Consider the following 19,554-nt stretch of genomic DNA (forward strand, 5'->3'; position numbering starts at 1 on the left):
GAGCCATGATGCGCCGCTCGATCTGGCCCGCATTGCTGCTTGTGATCCTGCTCGGCTATCCGTTTGTGTTCTCGACGCCGTTCCAGCAGCGGCTGGGCGCGCTGGTGCTGCTCTATGCCATCGCGGCCTCGAGCTGGAACATCGTCGGCGGCTATGCCGGGCAGGTCTCGGTCGGCCATGTCGTCTATTTCGGCTGCGGCGCCTATGCCGCGATGGGCGCCTACGCGCATTTCGGGCTGTCGCCGCTGGTCGGTCTTCCCGCCGGAATCGTGCTGGCGGTCGCCATCTCAGCCATCGTCGGCGTGCCGACGCTGCGGCTGTCTGGGCACTATTTCAGCATGGCAACGATCGCGGTCGCCGAGCTGATCCGGCTGGTCGTCACCAACACCGATTATCTCGGCGCCGCCGTGGGCCTGAGCGGCCCGACCGTCCCGCGCAACATCTTCGATCTCTCCTTCATCTCGGCGCTGCCTTATTACTACTTGTTCCTTGCTGTGCTTGCGATCACGCTCGCCATCACGTGGTGGATGACCAACAGCCGGATGGGATTTTACCTGCGGGCGATCAGGGATTCCGAGCGCGCGGCGCGCTCGCTGGGCGCACCTGCCAGCCGCGTCAAGCTCTATGCTTTCATGTTGAGCGCCGGGCTGACCAGCGTTGCGGGTGCGCTGTACGCCATGATGTTCGGCTTCGTCGATCCCGAGTCCGGCCTTGGCATCCTGATCTCGGTGAAGATATTGATCATGGCGGCGCTCGGTGGGGCAGGGCTGCTGTTCGGCCCCCTGGTGGGTGCTGCGATCCTGGTGCCGCTGGAGGAGATCTCCAACAGCCTGCTCGGCGGCAAGGGGGCCGGGCTGACCTTCGTGGTCTATGGCGCGATCATTGTCCTGATTGCGCGCTTTCAGCCCGGCGGCATCCTTACGCTGATCAAGCGGCAGCTGGAGCGGCGCGCCGGGCCGCAAGCGAAGGACGCGCAGGCGGTTGCGACGGGAGCAGGCCATGCTCCTTGAGGCTCGCAACGTCACCAAAGCCTTCGGCAACTTCAGGGCAGTCGATGCCGCAAGCCTGACGCTGGAGCAGGGCGATATTCTCGGGCTGATCGGCCCGAACGGTGCCGGCAAATCCACCTTCTTCAACTGCCTGACCGGCGATTTGAGAGCGACGTCGGGCAAGGTGCTGTTCGAGGGCCACGACATCACAGATCTTGCGCCCGAGGCGCGCGCGCAACTCGGGCTCGCCCGCACCTTCCAGGTGCCGCAGACCTTCGAAGGCATGACCGTGCTGGAAAACGTGATGATCGGCGCTTTCCTCCGCACCGCCCATCGCCATGAGGCCGAGACGAAGGCGCGTGCTGTGCTGGAGCGGGTCGGAATGAGCCGGCTCGCCGATGCGCCCGCGCGATCGCTCGGCACGCCCGGTCGCAAGCGGCTGGAGATTGCGCGGGCGCTGGCGACCGAGCCAAAAATACTGCTGCTCGACGAAGCCATGGCCGGGCTGACGCAGCGCGAGGTACATCTTGCCATCGCGCTGGTGCGCGACATCCACGCCTCCGGGGTCACGCTCGTGATCGTCGAGCACATCATGGAGGTCATCATGTCGCTGGCGAGCCGCGTCATGGTGTTCCACCAGGGTCGCGAGATTGCGCGCGGCTCGCCGCGGGAAGTCACCGGCAATCCGGACGTGATCGCAGCCTATCTCGGCACCCGCGCGGCCAAAGCGGCCGCCGGCCATACGCCGATCGAGTTGCTGGGCGGGCCGGTCGAATGAGCGGACCGTTGCTCAAGCTCGAGCACCTCGAGGTTCGCTATGGCGATCTGATCGGGGTCTCCGACGTCTCGCTCGAAGTACCCGAGGGCTCTGTCGTCGCGCTGCTCGGCTCCAATGGTGGCGGCAAGACCACGACCTTGAATGCGATCGCCGGCCTGATCCCGCTGCATGCGGGCTCGATCGCATTCCGCGGCGAGGAGATCGGCGGCCAGCGCGCGTTTGCGATCGTGCGCAAGGGGCTGGCGCTGTCGCCGGAAGGCTGGCGGCTGTTCGTGCAGCAAAGCGTCGAGAACAACCTTCTGCTCGGCGCGACGCCGCTCGCCGACAAGGCGCGGAAGGCTGTGCTGCTCGATCGCGTCTACGAGATTTTCCCGCGGCTGAAGGAGCGGCGCAACCAGCGCGCTGGAACCATGTCCGGTGGCGAGCGGCAGATGCTCGCGGTCGGCCGCGCCTTGATGAGCGACCCGAAGCTTCTGATGCTGGATGAGCCGTCGCTCGGGCTCGCGCCTGCCGTGGTGGAATCGATGTATGAGACCTTCGGCCGGTTGCACCGGGAAGGGCTGACCATCCTGCTCGCCGAGCAATCGATCGAGCTTGCGCTCGAAGTCTCGGATTTTGCGACCGTGCTGCAGGTCGGCAAAAGCGTGCTGTCGGGCACGGCCGCCGCGCTGGCGCAGGACCCGCAGGTGCAGCGCGCCTATCTCGGCACGGCGTGACAGGTTAAGAGGACAAATGGCGGATCAAGCGCCATGCGAGGGCGGAGGAGCACGCACATGAGCGCAAATGGCAAGCAACCGTTCGCCGGCACGATCGGCAAGACCATCGCGACCTCCAAACCCTGGTGGCCCGACGCGGCCAAGCCGCCGGCCGGCGCGCCCAACATCCTGGTGGTGCTGTTCGACGATGTTGGTTTCTCCGATTTCGGTTGCTACGGCTCGCCGATCAAGACGCCCACGATCGATCGCCTTGCCGCCGAGGGCTTGCGCTATACCGGCTTCCACACCACCGCGATGTGCTCGACCACCCGCGCAGCGCTTCTGACCGGCCGCAACCATCATTCGGTCGGCGTCGGCTGCCTCGCCAATTTCGATTCCGGCTATCCGGGCTACCGCGGCAAGATTGCGCGCGAGGCGGGGACGCTGGCGGAGATGCTGCGGGAGCATGGCTATCGCAATTACATGATCGGCAAGTGGCACGTGACGCCCTTGACCGAGAGCGGCGCCACCGGGCCGTTCGACGGCTGGCCCCTCGGGCGCGGTTTCGACCGTTTCTATGGTTTCCTCGACGCCGAGACCGACCAGTACGCGCCCGAGCTCGTCGCCGACAACACGCATATCGATCCTCCGGGCAGGTACGAAGGAGGCTACCATCTCACCGCCGATCTCATCGGCCAGGCGATCCGCTTCATCGGCGACCACATCGCTGATCGGCCGGATCTGCCATGGCTAACCTGGGTGGCGCTCGGCGCCTGCCACGCGCCGCACCAGGCACCCGAGGACATCATCAAGTGTTATGACGCGCTGTTCGCCCATGGCTGGGACGTCGAGCGCGATCAGCGCCTCGCACGGCAGAAGGCGGCAGGCCTCGTGCCAGCGGCGACCAAACTGCCGCCACGCAATGACGGCGTCAAAGCCTGGGAAGCGCATTCTGCGGACGAGCGGCGCGTCTTCACCCGCCTGCAGTCGGCCTTTGCCGGCATGCTCGACCATGCCGACCGGCATCTCGCGCGCCTGATCGCCTTCCTCGAGACATCGGGCGTGCGCGACAACACGCTGGTCATCGTCATGTCCGACAATGGCGCGAGCCAGGAGGGCGGGCCGCTCGGCTTCATCAATGCGATGGGGCCGTATAATTTTCGTCCCGAGCCGATCGCCGAAAAGCTCCGCCGGCTCGACGATATCGGCGGGCCCGATACCCATTCCAATTTCCCGCATGGCTGGGCGATGGCATCCAACACGCCGCTGCGACGCTACAAGCAGAACACCCATGGCGGCGGCATCCGCGATCCCTTCGTGCTGAGCTGGCCCAACGGCATTGCCGCGCGGGGCGAACTGCGCCATCAGTTCGTTCATGCCTGCGACCTCGTGCCGACGCTGCTCGATGTCATCGGGATCAGCGCGCCTGCGACAATCGCAGGGTCTCCGCAGATGCCCATGGAAGGCGAGAGCTTTGCGCGATCGATCACTGACGTCGCCGCGCGCTCAAAATCCTCGCCACAATATTTCGAGATGTTCGGCCATCGCGGCCTCTGGCATCAGGGCTGGAAGGCGGTTGCCTATCATCCGCCGGGCACGCCGTTCGAGGATGACAGATGGGAGCTGTTTCACCTCGATCACGATTTTTCCGAAACCGACGATCTCGCTGCAAAGGAGCCCGGGCGGCTGGCTGAGCTGATCGAGCTGTGGTGGAGCGAGGCGGAAAAGCACCAGGTGTTGCCGCTCGACGACCGGTTCGGACCGCGCTTTGCCGAGAATGCGGCGCGCTTCCACGGCGCGCGCCACCAGTTCACCTTTCATGCCGGCATGGGCCATGTGCCGACCGACGTCGCGCCCGATGTGCGCAGTCGCAGCTATAGCATCGAGGCGCTTGTCGAAATCGATTCCGCCGGCGCGCAGGGCGTGTTGATCGCGCACGGTGATGCCACCTCAGGCTACAGCCTCTACATCAAGGATGGCCATCTGGTGCATGATCTCAACATCGGCGGCGGCCACGAGATCATCACCTCCGACCGCAAGGTGGCGCCGGGCGCGCGGCGGCTTGGGCTCCGCGTCGATCGGCTGGTCCGGCCGGCCGAGCCTGCCAAGGGCGCGCGCACCGGTGAGAGCGAGTACACGCTTCTGATCGACGGCGAGCCGGCGGGTTCCCTGAAGACCCAGCTCGCCTTTCACAATCTGATCTCGTGGTCGGGGCTCGACATCGGCCGCGACCGCGGCAGCCCGGTCTCGCACTACGCCGCGCCATTCGAGTTCACCGGACAACTGCTGAAGGTGACGGTCGTCATGCATGACGACCAGAAGCTCGACGGCACTGGCGTTGCGAATGCGCAGATGGCGCGGCAGTGAAGCTGGTCGATCCCGTTGTCGGCGGCGGATCGCGAGGGCGCCAGCGGAACTGCGAGTGTCGTGTCGACCGGCTCCTCGATCGTCTTTTGGCCGAGCTTATTCGGCCGCTTCCTTGACCGCGCCGTGCTCGTCGCCTTCACCCTCGCCGTCGTCGTCGGACCGGCCCCAATTGGAGAAGGCGTTGGTGAGCTTGTCGAGATAGAGATAGATCACCGGTGTGGTGAACAGCGTCAGCGCCTGACTGACGATCAGGCCGCCCACCATCGCATAGCCGAGCGGCTGGCGGATCTCCGAGCCGGTTCCAGTGCCGAGCATCAGCGGCACGCCGCCGAGCAGCGCCGCCATGGTGGTCATCATGATCGGGCGGAAGCGAAGCAGCGCGGCCTGGCGGATCGACTGTTCCGGGCTCAGGTGCTGGTCGCGCTCGGCGGCGATCGCGAAGTCGACCATCATGATGCCGTTCTTCTTCACGATTCCGATCAGGAGGATCACGCCGATCAGCGCGATCAGGCTGAAGTCGTAGCCGAATGCCATCAGGATCGCGAGCGCGCCGACGCCGGCCGAGGGCAGGGTGGAGAGAATCGTGATCGGATGGATGTAGCTTTCGTAGAGAATGCCGAGGATCAGATAGACCACGACCAGCGCGGCCAGGATCAGCAACGGCACGGTGCCGAGCGATTGCTGGAACGCCTGCGCCGTACCCTGGAAGCTCGAATTGAGCGTCGGCGGTGCGCCCAGGTCGGTCATCGCCTTCTGCACGGCCTCAGTCGCCTGGCCGAGCGCCACGCCCTGGGCGAGGTTGAAGCTGATGGTGATCGCCGGGAACTGGCCCTGGTGGCTGATCGAGAGCGGCCGTACCGGAGAGCTCGTCCAGGTCGCGAACGTCGATAGCGGCACTTCCTCGCCGGTCGTCGGCGAACGGACGTAGATCTTGTCCAGCGTGTCGATCTTGCCCTGCAGCTCGGGAAGGATCTCCAGGATCACGTGGTAGCTGTTGAGCTGGGTGAAGTACTGGGTGACCTGGCGCTGGCCGAACGCATCATAGAGCGTGTCGTCGATCAGCTGCGGATAGATGCCGTAGCGTGAGGCGGTATCGCGGTTGATCTTGAGCTGCAGCGTGGTGCCGTTGGTCTGCTGGTCGGTGGCGACGTCGCGCAGTTGCGGCAAGGTCTGCATCTTGGTGAGGATCTTCGGCGCCCACTCGTTCAGCTCGTCGAGATTGGCGTCCTGCAGCGTGAATTCGAACTGGGTGCGGGTCGGGCGGCCGCCGAGACGTACGTCCTGGGCCGCCTGCATGTAGAGGCGGGCGCCTTCCACCTTGGCAAGCTTGGGCCGCAGCCGTGCGATCACCTGCTGGGCAGACGCATCGCGCTCGGATAGCGGCTTCAGGGTGATGAACAGGTTGCCGTTGTTGCCGGCGCGGCCGCTGCCACCGATCGCCATGGCGACGCTCGCGACCGCCGGGTCCTGCTGCACGATCTTGCCGAGGACCTCCTGCTGCTTCACCATGTCGGCGAAGGAAATGTCCTGCGAGGCTTCGGACGTCGCGGTGATAAGGCCGTTATCCTGCTGCGGGAAGAAGCCCTTCGGGATGATCACGAACAGGTAGACCGACAACCCGAGCGTGGCAAAGAAGATCAGCAGCGTGGTCCGTCGCCAGCTCAGCGCAAGGTCGAGGCCGCGCTCATAGGCGTGCAGCATGGCGTCGAATGCGGCCTCGCTCCATTGATAGAAGCGACCATGCTGAACCTCGCCATGGGCGCGCAGGAAGCGCGAGGCCATCATCGGCGTCAGCGTCAGCGACACCACCATGGACACGAAGATCGTCATCGCCAGCGTCACCGCGAATTCACGGAACAGACGGCCGATGATACCGCCCATCAGGAGCAGCGGGATCAGCACCGCCACCAGCGAGATACTGATCGAGACGATGGTGAAGCCGATTTCGCCCGAGCCCTTGAAGGCGGCGGCCAGCGGATTTTCACCTTCCTCGATGTAGCGGGAGATATTTTCCAGCATCACGATGGCGTCGTCGACCACGAAACCGACCGCAATCGTCAGCGCCATCAGGGACAGGTTGTCCAGCGTGTAGCCGAACACCCACATCAGCGAGCAGGCACCCAATAGCGCGAGCGGCACGGTGACCGCCGGAATGACGGTCGCCCAGAAGCTGCGCAGGAAGACGAAGATCACCATCACGACCAGCGCGACGGTGAGCAACAGGGTATATTGGACGTCCTCGACCGCGGCGCGGATGGTCTGGGTACGGTCACTGATGATCTCGATCTTGATCGCAGGCGGAATCGCGGCAACCAGCCGCGGCAACGTCGCCTTGATCTTGTCGACCGTCTCGATGACGTTGGCGCCCGGCTGCTTGTAGACGACCAGGAACACACCGCGCTTGCCGTTGGCCCAGGCCGCCTGTTTGGCGTCCTCCGGCCCGGTGATCGCCTGGCCGATGTCGCGAATTCGCAATGGACCGCCATTGCGGTAGGCAATGATCACGTCGTTCCAGTCCTTGGAATCCAGGAGCTGGTCGTTGGCGTAGATGGTGTAGGCGCGCTTGTCGCCATCGATATTGCCCTTGGGGCTATCGACGGTGGTGAGCGCGATCTGGTTGCGGACGTCCTCGAGCGACAGACCCTTGGCGACGAGCTTCGCCGGGTCGACCTGAACCCGGATGGAGGGCTTCTGCTGGCCGCCAATGATGACTTGGGCCACGCCCGAGATCTGGCTGATCTGTTGCCCCAGCTGTGCATCCACCGCGTCGCTGACCGTTGTCAGCGGCAGCGTGTCGGAGGTGGCGGAAAGCAGCAGGATCGGCGAATCCGCCGGGTTGACCTTGCGATAGGTCGGCGGCGAGGGAAGGTTCTTCGGCAGCTGTCCGCTTGCCGCGTTGATAGCGCCCTGGACGTCGTTGGCCGCGCCGTCGATGTTGCGGTTGAGGTCGAACTGGATGGTGACTGCTGCGGTACCCAGATAGCTGGTCGAGGTCATCTGGGCGATGCCGGGAATCTGCGCGAACTGCCGCTCCAGCGGCTGCGCAACCGAGGTCGCCATGGTCTCGGGGCTTGCGCCCGGCAAGGTCGCCGTGATCTGGATGGTTGGAAAGTCGACCTGCGGCAGCGGCGCAACCGGCAATAGCGGATAGGCGACGAGGCCGACGAACAGGATACCCGCCATCAGCAGCGAGGTACCGATGGGGTAGCGAATGAAAGGTGCCGAAATTCCGGTGCCGCCGCCGCTCATTCCTGCCGGACCTTGGCTTGTGCCGCGTCGCTGCTCGCAACTGCGGTGCTGACGATTGTCCCCGGCTCAACTTTGAACTGGCCGCCCGTGATGGCCAGCTGGCCCGGCGTCAGTCCCTCTTCGACGACGGAGCGCCCGTCGATGGAGTAGCTGACCTTGACCTTGTGCATCTCGGCCTTGTTGTCCGCACCCACGGTATAAGCATAGAGGCCGTTGGTCGAGTGCTGGATCGCTTGGTCCGGGGCCACGGTGGCGTCCTTCAACGTCTTGACCAGAAGCCGCGTCGAGACTGACTGGCCGGGCCACAGCGCATGATTTTTGTTGTCGAACACCGCCTTCAGCCGAATGGTTCCGCTGGTGACGTCAACCTGATTGTTGATAACCGCGAGCTTGCCTTCCGCCAGCACTTTCTTGCCGTCGGTGGTGATGGCGATCACCTTCAGCGGGCTGAGTGCCTGGGCTTCACTGATATAGGGAAGTTGGTCTTCCGGCGCGGTGAAGATAACGGAAATCGGCTCGACCTGCGCGATGCTGACAATGCCGGTCTGGGTCGCGGCATTGACGATATTGCCGATGTCGACCTGGCGCAGGCCCACGACGCCTGAGATCGGCGCCTTGACTTGGGTGTAGTCGAGCTGGGTCTTGGCGTTGAAAATGGCGGCATCGTCAGCCGAAATCTGGGCGGTCAGCTGCGCAACGGTCGAGCGCTGGGTGTCGAGCTGCTGGCGCGTCGCGAACTCGCCGAGCTTGGTGTAGCGCTGCAGGTCCAGATTGGCATTGGCGATATTGGCTTCGTCCTGCGCCTTCTTCGCAACGGCCTGATCGTATGCGGCCTGGTAGGGCCGCGGATCGATCTCGGCGAGGAGGTCACCCTCCTTGACCATCTGACCTTCCGTGAAGGCGATCTTGTCGATCTGGCCGTCGACACGGGTGCGAACCTGGACGGTGTTGAAGCCCTGAACGGTGCCGAGCCCGGTCAAATAGACCGGGAAATCCGCCTTCTCGACCTTTGCCGTGCTTACGGGAATTGCGGGCCGTCGAGCCGCCGCCGCCTGCTGGGTCGCCTTGGCGGCTTCAGCTGCTTTATACTTATGCCAGCCGTAATAGCCCCCGCCGCCGAGCGCCACCAGCACCACAACCCACCAGATCGTCCGGGATCTCTTCATATCGGCTCATACGCTGAAAGAATAACAATAATGGGGTCTTTAAATCCGTTCCAGCTATGCCAGATATAGTACGCGTGCACTTTATGCGCAAACACACTATGGCTTGATAATCCTTAACTATCGGCAATCTTGGGAACGTCCGAGCTTATGTCGCTGGACCTGAAACGTCAGCTGGTCGCTCAACTTGTAGAAAGCTCGCGGCTGCTGCGCAACTATATCGACCATCGCGCGAAGCAGAATGGGACCACGCGCGCGCAATGGATCGTGCTGTTTCGGCTGCGGCAGCAGGAGGGTCTATCCCAGGTGGATCTCGCCGATGTGCTCGAGCTGCAGCCGATCTCGCTGGTGCGTCTGCTGGATCGTCTCGTCGAGCACGGCCTGCTCGAGCGGCGGCATGATCCCAAGGACCGACGCGCCAACCGGCTGTTTCTCACGCCAAGCGGCAGGGAGCTCGTCGATAGTCTCGACAGCCTGCGCGACGGCATTGCGACCGATGTGCTCGCGGATCTGCCCGATGAAACGATCGAGACCAGCCTGACCGCGCTTCGCGACATCAAGGAGCGCATCAAGGCGCTGTCCGATCCGTCAGGCCACGTCGCGGTGAAGTAGGGCGCGACAGATCGGCGGACGCCACATTGTCGATCTCCTGCGATTGTCAGCCGTGCTGGCGCAGTCGATTTTCTCCTCAACGCCTCCGACCGGCTTGTGCCGTGCGCCGAGCGCGGGCCGGGCAGCCAGTTTAGAACGACTTCAAATACGCGGCGGTGCCATTGTAACAGGACGGCCGTCCGGCCTATCACGCGACCAGATGTGCGCGGAGTTTTGCATGGACGAGCTGAATGGAAAGATGATCGCGTGTCAGATCCTCATCACAGGACTGATTGCGCGCGTCGCCAACGAATCACGCGATCCCCTGCGATTTCTGACCGACTTCCGCGATGAGATCCGGGCCGTGGTGAATGGCGTCAACATTGCAGGCACGCCCAACGCCGATCGCGTGCGCCTGATCGCGGTGCAGACCGTCGACGAATTGTTCTCGCTGATGAAGCCGCCGAGCAGCGATTAACAAGCAACAGACAACTTGTTTTTTTGTGTTTGTTGCCCCGCTTTTTAGAAGGCCTACAAACTTACTTTAGAACGATTTCAAGTCAGAAATTAGAATCGTTTTGAACTGGAGCTATTCAAGCTTGTCGACGCTGCGATTGCGTTGACCGTGCAATATGCGCCCGATACGAAAGCCTAATCGCGCGGTGTTTCCGAACGTTTCCGGTGCGCGCAAGTTAAGAAGCTTAGAACTTATGGGGCGTGGGGAATATGGGTCAGGTGGTCACACCGCGATCGTTGCGTTCATTCGCGGCAGTCAAGACAAGTGCTGAAGGTTTCGACAGCATTTCGGGCAGGAAGGTCACCGCTGTCGCGGGCCTGATCGCTGTTGCGTCGGTCTCGGGTGCCAAAGCGCAACAGTCCGATCTCCCGCCGGTGACGGTCGATGCCCCGGTCGCTCGCCCGAAACCTGCTGCCTCCAAGCCGTCGCCCGAGCAGATTCGCGCGCGCAATGCGCTGCGCCGCGCTGCGCGCGAGAAGCAGCAACAGGTGGCGCCGGTGCCTTTCCCGAACGCCGGTGGTTTGTCGGCCGACCGCGACCCCTATGCTGACCCGGCGGCGCCCTACAAGGTCGATCATCTGCAGGCATCCAGTAAATTTCCCGAGCCGATTCTGAACACGCCGAAGTCGATCACGGTGCTCAGCAGGGAAGTGCTGGACGACAAGAACGCCACGAATCTCAAGCAGGCGGTCTTGAGCACGGCCGGCGTGAGCCTCGGAACCGGCGAGGGCGGCAATGCCTTTGGCGACCGCTTCTTCATCCGCGGCTTCGATGCGCGCAACGACATCTTCATCAACGGCATCCGCGATCCCGGCGTCAGCGTCCGCGAGAACTTCTTCACCGAGCAGGTCGAGATCCTGCGCGGTCCCGCTTCTTCATTTGCCGGCCGCGGGACCGCGGGCGGCGCGATCAATATCGTGACCAAGCAGGCCACGACGCAGGGCAGCTTCTACAATATGGACACGACGTTTGGCACCGACCAGACCAAGCGTGTCGTGCTCGACGTCAACCAGGTGATCAACCCGACCTTGGCCATTCGTGCAGGCGGCCTGTTCCAGGATGCCGATGTGGCCGGGCGAAACTACGTGACCGACAACCGCAACGGCGGCTTCGTGGCGGCCACGTGGAAGCCAGTCGATACGGTGAAGGTCACCGCCGATTACGTCCACACCAATCTGTTCGGCATACCCGACTTCGGCGTCCCGTATTACCGACCGGGGGCAATCGGGTCGGGCTCGCAGCAATTCACAAATACCTATGGTGGTCCCTTCCCCCAATTCGGGGTCAATCGCAACAATTTCTATGGCCTTGTCTACCGCGACTTTTTCGACGTCCGTCAGGATATCGGAGGGCTCAATGCCGAGGTCCAGATCACGCCTGATCTCACCCTGAGCGACAAGGTGGGGGTTTCACGCTCGATCAACAATTATCTCGGCACGCTTCCGGAGGCGCCGATTACCACCAACCCAAATCCCGCGCTCTGGACTCTCAGCGCCAATCCGCAGAGCCGCTACCAGGTTACGGATGTGCTCGCGAACCAGAGCGAGGCGACCTACAAATTCAACGACAGCGCCGGTTTCAAGCATACCGCCGTGCTTGGCGTGGAAGTCTCGCGCGAGACAGCCTCGATTGACACGTACACTGGCCTTAGCTCGGAAGCTCTGCCGGGCGGCACAACGTCCGGATCGATAACGGGCGTCAATATTTTCAATCCGCAGGATACGTTCCTGGCTACCGGCCTCAATCCCACTTTGACCGGCAAGCCGACCAATATCGCGATCGACACGGCGAGCCCGTATCTCCTCGACACCGCCAACTACCACGACCTGGTGCTTTTGAACGGTGGCATTCGCTACGACGACTATAATATTCACACATCGGGTTACGGCTCGGGCGCGTTGGCGAATGTATTCGGCCAACAGCAGGCGGAGTTTGGCCTGCCGAGCTTCAATCTTGGTCTGACCTTGAAGCCTCAGCCGAATGGCAGCGTCTACGTCGCTTATGCAACATCGTCCAATCCGGTCGGCGCAGAGTTCGACGGCACCAGCACGGCTTATGGGGGTCTTGCCAATGTCATCCCCGGCAATGCCAACCAGATCTTCGGGCCGGAGAAGAACAAGGCGATTGAAATCGGCACCAAGTGGGAATTGTTCGATCGCCACCTGCTGCTGACGGCAGCCCTGTTCCAGACCACCAAGGACAACGCGCGCGAAGCGTTCAACGTCACAAACGCTTCGAACCAGACCACCAGCTGTCCCTACATCGGTTCGACCGTGTCGTGCATCATCGCCGGTGCATCCTATTATGTCCGCGGCATCGATCTCGGCGTCGGCGGCAAGATTACGGACAAATGGAGCGTGTTCGGCGGGCTTGTGCTGATGCAATCGCAGGTGACCCAGTCGAATGTGCCTCATGCGAACATACCGCAGCCCCTGCTGTTTACGAGCAACGTCGGCCTGCCGCTCGCCAATGTGGCGCCCCAATCCTTTAGCTTGCTCACCAAGTATCAACTGAACGACACCTGGGAGCTCGGCGGTCAGGCCGTCTATCGCTCGAAAATTTATGGCGGCACGCTGCTGGCGGCCAATCAGGGCACGCAGATCCCGAGCTACTGGCGCTTCGACGCCTTCGCGGAGGCCAAGGTGGACAAGCACTGGACCGTGAAGCTGTTCGTCAACAACATCTTCAACAAGACCTACTATGATGCATTGTATCAGAGTGCGGCGCCGTTTGTGCTCGAAGCGCCCGGTCGCGCGGCCTATCTCGTGCTTTCGGCGAGGTACTGACGGCTGATGCTGATCTGCATCCCAAACATACTGAGCAAGCAGGATGTGGCGGAGTTTCGCCGCATCATCGATGCCTCGGAGTGGGAGGACGGCCGGTCCACTGCCGGAGCGCAATCGGCGCTGGTGAAACGCAACGAGCAGCTGCCGCCGGACAGCGAGGTCGCGCGCAAGCTCGGCCACCGCATCATCTCGGCGCTGACGGCCAACCCGCGTTTCCTGGCCGCGGCGATCCCGCAGCAGATCTTTCCGCCGCTGTTCAACCGCTACACCGCAGCGGACGGGCATCATTTCGGCATTCATGTCGACAATGCCGTGCGCGGCGACCGCCTGACGGGCCTGCGCATCCGCACCGACCTCTCGGTGACGCTGTTCCTGTCCGAGCCGGAGGATTATGACGGCGGCGAACTCGTGGTCGAGGATCTCTACGGCTCGCACGAGGTCAAATTGCCGGCCGGCGACCTCGTTCTGTATCCCGCATCCAGCCTGCACATGGTGACGCCGGTGACACGCGGGGCGCGGGTCGCGTCATTCTTCTGGCTGCAGAGCATGATCCGCGACGCCCATGCTCGTAGCATGATCTTCGATCTCGACACCGCGATCCAGGCGCTGGCCGAGCGGCTCGGGCGTGACGACCCCGAAACGGTCAGGCTGACGGGCATCTATCACAACCTGATCCGCTACTGGGCCGAAGTTTAGAGTGGTTCTAAGTGCTCGCGTCACATGAAAGGCGCGAATTTTGATGCAGAACCGGCGATAAACCTCGCTTGAACTTAGATTTGCTCTCAAAGGCGCTGCGTGGCCTTGAACCATGTGGCATTGGCGGCATAAGCACAGGCCTCGTTCAGGCCGGAGACTGCGCGAACAATGTTTAGAACACTTCTGAATTGCGCAGCTTTGCTCGCGATCCTGTCCACCACGCCGCTCGTCTATGCCCAGCAGGCCCAGACGCCGCAGGCGGCCCCAACCGCAGCCCAGGCGCTGCCACAGACGCCGCTCTCCAGCGTTGCGGCCCCGACTACGGAGGCACCGGCGCCGAATGCGGCTGCCTCCACCGAGGCGGCGCAGGCTGTTTCGGCACCGGCGGCGGCCGATGCGGACATTGCCAAACCGTCCAAGCAGTTGACCGTGCCGCACGAGCTGTCGCCATGGTCGATGTTCCTGTCGGCCGATATCCTGGTGAAGATCGTGATGAGCGGGCTCGCCTTCGCCTCGCTCGTGACCTGGACCATCCTGATTGCCAAGACTTTCGAATTGTCCGTGATCCAGCGGAAGCTGAAGAGCTCGCTCAAGATCATCGGCAATGCCAGGTCATTGGCGGAGGCGCAGCTCGCACTCGGCGAGCGCCGGGGGGTACTGTCTTCGCTGCTTGGTGCCGCGATGCATGAAGCGCGGCTCTCGGCTGGGATCTCCGGCGACAACGGCATCAAGGAGCGCGCCGCCACGCGCTTTGCCGAGATCTCGCGGGCGGAGGGCCGCCGCATCCGGTTCGGCATGGGTATGCTCGCGACGATCGGCTCGACCTCGCCCTTCGTCGGCCTGTTCGGCACGGTCTGGGGCATCATGAACAGCTTTATCGGCATCTCGAAGGCGCAGACGACCAATCTTGCCGTGGTGGCGCCGGGCATTGCGGAAGCGCTGCTCGCGACTGCCATCGGCTTGGCTGCCGCAATTCCCGCCGTCATCATCTACAATCACTTCGCGCGCGTGACGAAGACCTATCTCGAACTGGTCGCGCGTGCCTCGGGCGCTGCCGCGCGGCTGTTGTCGCGCGATCTCGACCGCGGCAGTTCCGGCGTGCTTTCGCGGGCGGCGGAGTAGAAGCCGATGGGCGCTTCGATTGCCGAAGGCGGCTTGGACGACGACGAGGAATTTTCCGAGGCGCATGAGATCAACGTCACGCCGTTCATCGACGTGATGCTTGTGCTGCTCATTATCTTCATGGTAGCGGCGCCGCTCTCGACCGTCGACCTGCCGATCGATCTGCCGTCCTCGACGGCGATGCCGGAGAAGAAGCCGGACAAGCCGGTCTATGTCAGCATCAAGCCCGATCTGTCGCTCGCTATCGGCGAGGCGTCGGTCAAGCGCTCGGAGCTCGTGCGCACGCTGGACGGCACGTCAGGCGCGGGCAAGGACCGTTTCGTCTTCATCCGCGCCGACCGTGCCGTGCCCTATGGCGAGATGATGGATGTGCTGGAGATCCTGCGAGCCGGCGGCTACACCAAGATCAAGCTGGTGGCGCTCGAGGGCGTTCCAGATGCGGCAAGGCAGCAGTGAGATGGAGCTGGTCCCGTCATGAGCGATCCCGACTCCCTGCAGAAGACGTCACGGAAGCTTTGGGTTACTGCCGCCGCTGTTGCCGTCGCACTTCATCTCGGCGGTGGCGCGCTGGCGCTCGCGCATCTTCAGACTAACGAGCCCGAGGAAGATCTCGGCGCGCCTGCCATCGAAGTGGGCCTGGAGTTGGGCTCACCCAAGCAGGACCCTTCCGATCTGCCGCCCGGCCCAGATTCCGATGCGTCGGTAGCGACGCCTGCGATGCCCGAGCAGAAGGCTGAGGTGAAGGAAACCGACCTGCCCAAGGCCATCCCGACCGAGACCGAGGACCCCGATCGGGTAGTCACCCCGAACGATGTGAAGAAGCCGATCGAGGACGACGCCAAGGTTGCGACCGTGCAGACCCAGGCCTCGCAGGAATCGGCGGCTGCGGAGGCAACGGCGACGCCAACCGTTGAAGACGCTCCGCAGGCGGAAAAGTCGGTCGCCCCGGCGCAAGGCATCGGCGCAAGTCTACAACGCGTGAAAGTGAAGTGGGAGAAGGAGCTGGTGGCCCATTTCGACCGCCACAAGCGCTACCCGGCTGATCGGGCGCTGAAAGGTGCCGAAGTCGTCGTCAGCATTGTGCTGGACCGGGTGGGCCACGTGCTGTCGGCGAGTATTGCCAAGGGCTCCGGCGATCGGGCCTTTGACGATGCGGCGCTTGCCATGGTCCACCGCTCCGATCCGGTGCCGCAGCCGCCGCCGGCAGTGGCGGACGAGGGACTGAGCTTCACCCTGCCGGTGAACTTCCGGACCAAGGGCAAAGGCTGAGCGCCAACGTCCGCATTGCCGATCCTCGATCCCGTCTTGCTGCAGCCGCTGCATGGAGATAACCGGCATCAGGCCGGCGCCGATCGAGGCGATCCAGCAGATAGTCTCAGCGCCAGAGAAGCCTGATGCCGACATAGACAATGACAAGGCAGGCGAAGATCAGCGCCACCGGCAGTTGCGGCTTCTGGCCTTGACCACCAAAATTGAAATTCGCCCGCATGGCCGTTTTCGGTCGGGGGGCCGGCCTTCGGAAGGCGGTGACGTTATCTGCCACGGGTTCAGTGGGCGCGGGGCGGACCTCGGGTGCCGTGCCGACGCCGCCCATCTCCTTGTAATAGGAGGCATACATCAGACGGATGGTCGCCTCCGTGGCGTCCGCCTCGCTCATCTCCTTGAGCAGGTCCTTGTAGCTTGCGAGGAACTTCTGGGCGTTGGCGGGCAGCGACGAGGCACCATTGAGCTTCGCGATCATCTTCCAGGTCGCAAAATCGGCGCGGGCCCTGGTGTCGGCACGTCGCGCGATCATCATATCAGCAGCTTTGACCAAGGCGTCCTCGGTTTTCTTTCACCAGTCCTTATGATGGGCCAGTATTTGACTGATGGCTACGCGTTACTGACCGGCTATGCTGTTCCAAATACGCATGACGGCCGCGTTACGCATTACCGGTCAACGTAAGTATGAGACGGATCATAAATCCTGTGACGGTCCTCAGCACGGCCGAAATAACATCAAGATTGAGACCGAACTGCGAACCCGCCAGAGGCAGCAGGATCAAAATTCCGATCAGAATCAGCATGCCGAACGGCTCCAGCCGCGAGAGTGGCACCGCCAGCGCCCGCGGCAACAGTCCCACCGCCACGCGCCCGCCATCGAGCGGCGGGATCGGCATCATGTTGAAGACCGCGAGCACGACATTGATCAAAATCATGTTCTTGAGGTTGTCGACAACCCATTGCGAGGCGTTCGCAGGTATAAGGTCGACCAGGTGGAACGATAGGGCCGCGGCAACCGCGAGCAGTATGTTGGTGCCGGGTCCGGCCAGCGCCACCAGCACCATGCCGAACCTTGGGTCACGCAGCTTGCGGAAATTCACCGGAACCGGCTTCGCATAGCCGAACAGGAACGGCGAATGCGACAGCAGCAGAATCCCCGGCAGCAACAAGGTGCCGAAGGGGTCGATATGGCGCAGCGGGTTGATGCTGACGCGCCCGAGTTCCGAGGCGGTGTTGTCGCCGAGCGCATGCGCCACAAAGCCATGCGCCGCCTCGTGAAAGGTGATGGCGATGACGAGCGGCAGGATCCAGACAGAGAGGTCGTAGAGGGTCATGTTCAAGGGGCGGGTTCCATGGACGCGCCACCATCAGTTAGGGTGGATCGCCCCGGACGGCTAGGGTGCGGTTTCCGGATAGCACCGCAACCCGTCGTCGAGCCTGACCCAGTCCATCTTTTCCGTAACCCACATATGATCGGCCGGCGCGAAGGCGTTGCGGTCGTCGAAGGCGGCGAGGGCGACGCCTGCGCGCGTGGCTCCCGCCTTGCGCCAGGAGAACAGCCGCGTGCCGCATTTGGGACAGAACACACGGTCGAGCTGGTCCGAGGTGGGATAGCGCGCGGTCTCGCCTTCGATGGTCAGCGCACTCTGCTCGAACAAGGCGCGGGCAAAGAACGGGGAGCCCATCGCCTTCTGGCAATTGCGGCAATGGCAGATGCGGACATTAACCGGCTCGCCCTCCGCCTTGAAACGAACTGCGCCGCACAGGCATCCGCCTTCCCGGATCATGGCATCCCTCAATAGGTCGCTCGTCCCCCGGAAATGTCGAACACCGCGCCGGTGGAGAAGGCGCAATCCTCCGACGCGAGCCATGCCACCATCGCGGCCAGCTCCTCGACCAGCACGAAGCGGCCTTTCGGAATCTTCGACAGCATGAAGTCGATATGCGTTTGCGTCATCTGGTCGAAGATCGCGGTCTTGGCAGCCGCCGGCGTCACCGCATTGACCAGGATATTGGCTTGCGCGAGCTCCTTGCCAAGCGATTTCGTGAGCGCGATCAGGCCGGCCTTGGAGGCCGAATAATGCGCGGCGTTCGGATTGCCTTCCTTGCCGGCAATGGAGGCGATGTTGACGATGCGGCCGTAACCCTGGCTCAGCATCGCCGGCACGATCGCCTTGCAGCAGATGAAGGGGCCGTCGAGATTGATGCGCAGCACCTTGCGCCATTCCTCGAGATCGGTTTCCCACAGCGTCTTGTTGATGCCGGCGATGCCGGCATTGTTGACGAGGATGTCGATCTTGCCGAAAGCCTTCAGTGTCTCGTCGCGGGTGCGCTCCACAGCGGCCGTGTCGGTGACGTCCACCTTGAGGGCGATGGCGGCATCGCCGATGGCCTTCGCTGTCTTCTCCGCAAGCGGCAGGTCGTAATCCCAGATCGCGACCCTGGCGCCCGAGCTGACAAAACGCTCGGCGATGGCGCGCCCAAAACCTTGTGCGCCGCCGGTGACGACGGCACTGCGGCCGTTGAGATCGATCTTGTTCATGGGCCTGTCCCTCCTTTACAGCGTCCAGCCGCCGTCGATGACGTGGGCAACGCCTGTCGTAAAGGCGCTCTCGTCGCTGGCGAGATAGAGAGCAAGGGCAGCGATCTCTTCCGCCGTGCCGAGCCGGCCCATCGGCTGGCGCGACACGAACATTTCGCGCCCATTGGGGCCGGCGGCGGCCGCACGCTGCAGCATCGAGGGTGTCTCGATGGTGCCCGGGCAAATGCAATTGCAGCGGATGCCCTTGGCGATGAAGTCGGCTGCGACCGAGCGGGTCAGCGCCGCCACCGCAGCCTTGGTCGCGCCGTAGACGTAACGGTTGGGCGCGGCCTTGAACACGCCTGCGGCGGAGGAGATGTTGACGATCGTCCCGCCGCCGCCCTCGATCATGTCAGGCAGGAACGACCTGATCGTGCGATGCATCGATTTCACGTTGAGATCGAAGGAGAAGTCGAAATCCTCGTCGGAACAGTCGAGCACCGTGCCATGATGCACGAAGCCCGCGGCGTTGAGGAGAATATCCATCTTGCCGACGCGCTTCGCAGCCGCCGCCACCGCGGCACTGTCGCGCACGTCGAGCCGCGCCACGTCGGCGATGCCCTCATTTTTCAGCGTGGCGAGGCCTTTCTCGTCGATATCGGTTGCGAACACGGTCGCGCCCTCGCGCGCAAAAGCGGCTGCGCAGGCGCGGCCGATGCCGACGGACGCCGCGGTGACGAATGCGCGCTTGCCCTTGAGGCGGTCAGACATGGGAGTCTCCTCAGATTCGATTGCTTATTTGTTGCTCCGTCACTGC

General features: G+C 63.2%; 18 protein-coding genes. 11 read left to right on the forward strand and 7 right to left on the reverse strand.

Annotated features, from left to right (window positions below; genetic code table 11):
• Positions 1 to 5: 5 nt before the first annotated feature.
• Genes A3AI_RS0114800 through A3AI_RS0114815 form a run of 4 tightly spaced genes read left to right on the forward strand, consistent with a single transcriptional unit; the run spans position 6 to position 4,829 of the window.
• Positions 6 to 1,010: a branched-chain amino acid ABC transporter permease gene (locus A3AI_RS0114800; protein WP_245286889.1), complete on the forward strand. Its 1,005-nt coding sequence runs from the start codon at positions 6 to 8 to the stop codon at positions 1,008 to 1,010.
• Positions 1,000 to 1,767, forward strand: a complete 768-nt coding sequence (locus tag A3AI_RS0114805; RefSeq protein WP_024516334.1) for an ABC transporter ATP-binding protein — start codon at positions 1,000 to 1,002, stop codon at positions 1,765 to 1,767. The genes A3AI_RS0114800 and A3AI_RS0114805 overlap by 11 nt, the downstream gene beginning before the upstream one ends.
• Positions 1,764 to 2,483 (forward strand): ABC transporter ATP-binding protein, encoded by a 720-nt coding sequence (locus tag A3AI_RS0114810; RefSeq protein WP_024516335.1) that lies wholly within the window; start codon positions 1,764 to 1,766, stop codon positions 2,481 to 2,483. The genes A3AI_RS0114805 and A3AI_RS0114810 overlap by 4 nt, the downstream gene beginning before the upstream one ends.
• 57 nt (positions 2,484 to 2,540) lie before the next feature.
• Entirely contained in the window at positions 2,541 to 4,829 is a 2,289-nt protein-coding gene (locus A3AI_RS0114815) for an arylsulfatase (protein ID WP_024516336.1), read from the forward strand.
• A 96-nt stretch (positions 4,830 to 4,925) separates the two neighbouring features.
• On the opposite strand, the gene A3AI_RS0114820 is transcribed toward A3AI_RS0114815, so the two are convergent.
• Together A3AI_RS0114820 and A3AI_RS0114825 are read right to left on the reverse strand one after the other, a co-directional pair.
• A complete protein-coding gene (locus tag A3AI_RS0114820; RefSeq protein WP_024516337.1) occupies positions 4,926 to 8,078 on the reverse strand; it encodes a multidrug efflux RND transporter permease subunit in 3,153 nt (1,050 codons plus the stop codon).
• Positions 8,075 to 9,244 carry an efflux RND transporter periplasmic adaptor subunit gene (locus tag A3AI_RS0114825; protein ID WP_024516338.1) on the reverse strand — a complete coding sequence of 390 codons (1,170 nt, stop codon included), beginning with the start codon at positions 9,242 to 9,244 and terminating at the stop codon, positions 8,075 to 8,077. Before A3AI_RS0114825 ends, A3AI_RS0114820 begins: the two co-directional genes overlap by 4 nt.
• Positions 9,245 to 9,391: 147 nt before the next feature.
• On the opposite strand from A3AI_RS0114825, the gene A3AI_RS0114830 reads away from it, so the two are divergent.
• The 7 genes from A3AI_RS0114830 (at position 9,392) to A3AI_RS0114860 (ending at position 16,222) form a co-directional block, all read left to right on the forward strand.
• Positions 9,392 to 9,853, forward strand: coding sequence for a MarR family winged helix-turn-helix transcriptional regulator (locus A3AI_RS0114830; RefSeq protein WP_024516339.1), 462 nt, complete (start codon positions 9,392 to 9,394; stop codon positions 9,851 to 9,853).
• Positions 9,854 to 10,070: 217 nt separating this feature from the next.
• Positions 10,071 to 10,310, forward strand: a complete 240-nt coding sequence (locus tag A3AI_RS0114835) for a hypothetical protein (RefSeq protein ID WP_024516340.1) — start codon at positions 10,071 to 10,073, stop codon at positions 10,308 to 10,310.
• 248 nt (positions 10,311 to 10,558) lie between these two features.
• Positions 10,559 to 13,135 (forward strand): TonB-dependent receptor, encoded by a 2,577-nt coding sequence (locus tag A3AI_RS0114840; protein WP_024516341.1) that lies wholly within the window; start codon positions 10,559 to 10,561, stop codon positions 13,133 to 13,135.
• Positions 13,136 to 13,141: 6 nt separating this feature from the next.
• Complete coding sequence (locus A3AI_RS0114845) at positions 13,142 to 13,831, forward strand: Fe2+-dependent dioxygenase (protein WP_024516342.1); 690 nt, start codon at positions 13,142 to 13,144, stop codon at positions 13,829 to 13,831.
• A gap of 168 nt (positions 13,832 to 13,999) precedes the next feature.
• Complete coding sequence (gene exbB, locus A3AI_RS0114850) at positions 14,000 to 14,953, forward strand: tonB-system energizer ExbB (RefSeq protein WP_024516343.1); 954 nt, start codon at positions 14,000 to 14,002, stop codon at positions 14,951 to 14,953.
• A gap of 6 nt (positions 14,954 to 14,959) precedes the next feature.
• Complete coding sequence (exbD, locus tag A3AI_RS42760) at positions 14,960 to 15,409, forward strand: TonB system transport protein ExbD (protein WP_036048308.1); 450 nt, start codon at positions 14,960 to 14,962, stop codon at positions 15,407 to 15,409.
• Between the two features lie 18 nt (positions 15,410 to 15,427).
• Positions 15,428 to 16,222: a TonB family protein gene (locus A3AI_RS0114860; RefSeq protein WP_024516397.1), complete on the forward strand. Its 795-nt coding sequence runs from the start codon at positions 15,428 to 15,430 to the stop codon at positions 16,220 to 16,222.
• Positions 16,223 to 16,328: 106 nt separating this feature from the next.
• On the opposite strand, the gene A3AI_RS0114865 is transcribed toward A3AI_RS0114860, so the two are convergent.
• The 5 genes from A3AI_RS0114865 to A3AI_RS0114885 form a co-directional block, all read right to left on the reverse strand.
• Positions 16,329 to 16,751 (reverse strand): hypothetical protein, encoded by a 423-nt coding sequence (locus A3AI_RS0114865; RefSeq protein ID WP_024516344.1) that lies wholly within the window; start codon positions 16,749 to 16,751, stop codon positions 16,329 to 16,331.
• Between the two features lie 124 nt (positions 16,752 to 16,875).
• A complete protein-coding gene (locus tag A3AI_RS0114870) occupies positions 16,876 to 17,556 on the reverse strand; it encodes a site-2 protease family protein (protein ID WP_024516345.1) in 681 nt (226 codons plus the stop codon).
• A gap of 54 nt (positions 17,557 to 17,610) precedes the next feature.
• On the reverse strand, positions 17,611 to 18,003 hold the full coding sequence (locus A3AI_RS0114875; protein ID WP_024516346.1) for a GFA family protein: 393 nt from the start codon (positions 18,001 to 18,003) through the stop codon (positions 17,611 to 17,613).
• 8 nt (positions 18,004 to 18,011) lie between these two features.
• Positions 18,012 to 18,758 (reverse strand): SDR family NAD(P)-dependent oxidoreductase, encoded by a 747-nt coding sequence (locus A3AI_RS0114880; protein ID WP_024516347.1) that lies wholly within the window; start codon positions 18,756 to 18,758, stop codon positions 18,012 to 18,014.
• Between the two features lie 15 nt (positions 18,759 to 18,773).
• The gene (locus A3AI_RS0114885; RefSeq protein WP_024516348.1) at positions 18,774 to 19,508 is read right to left on the reverse strand and encodes an SDR family oxidoreductase; all 735 of its coding nucleotides are present in this window, start codon (positions 19,506 to 19,508) and stop codon (positions 18,774 to 18,776) included.
• Positions 19,509 to 19,554: the final 46 nt, after the last annotated feature.

This window comes from Bradyrhizobium sp. Tv2a-2 (genome assembly GCF_000472425.1).
GTDB lineage: Bacteria > Pseudomonadota > Alphaproteobacteria > Rhizobiales > Xanthobacteraceae > Bradyrhizobium.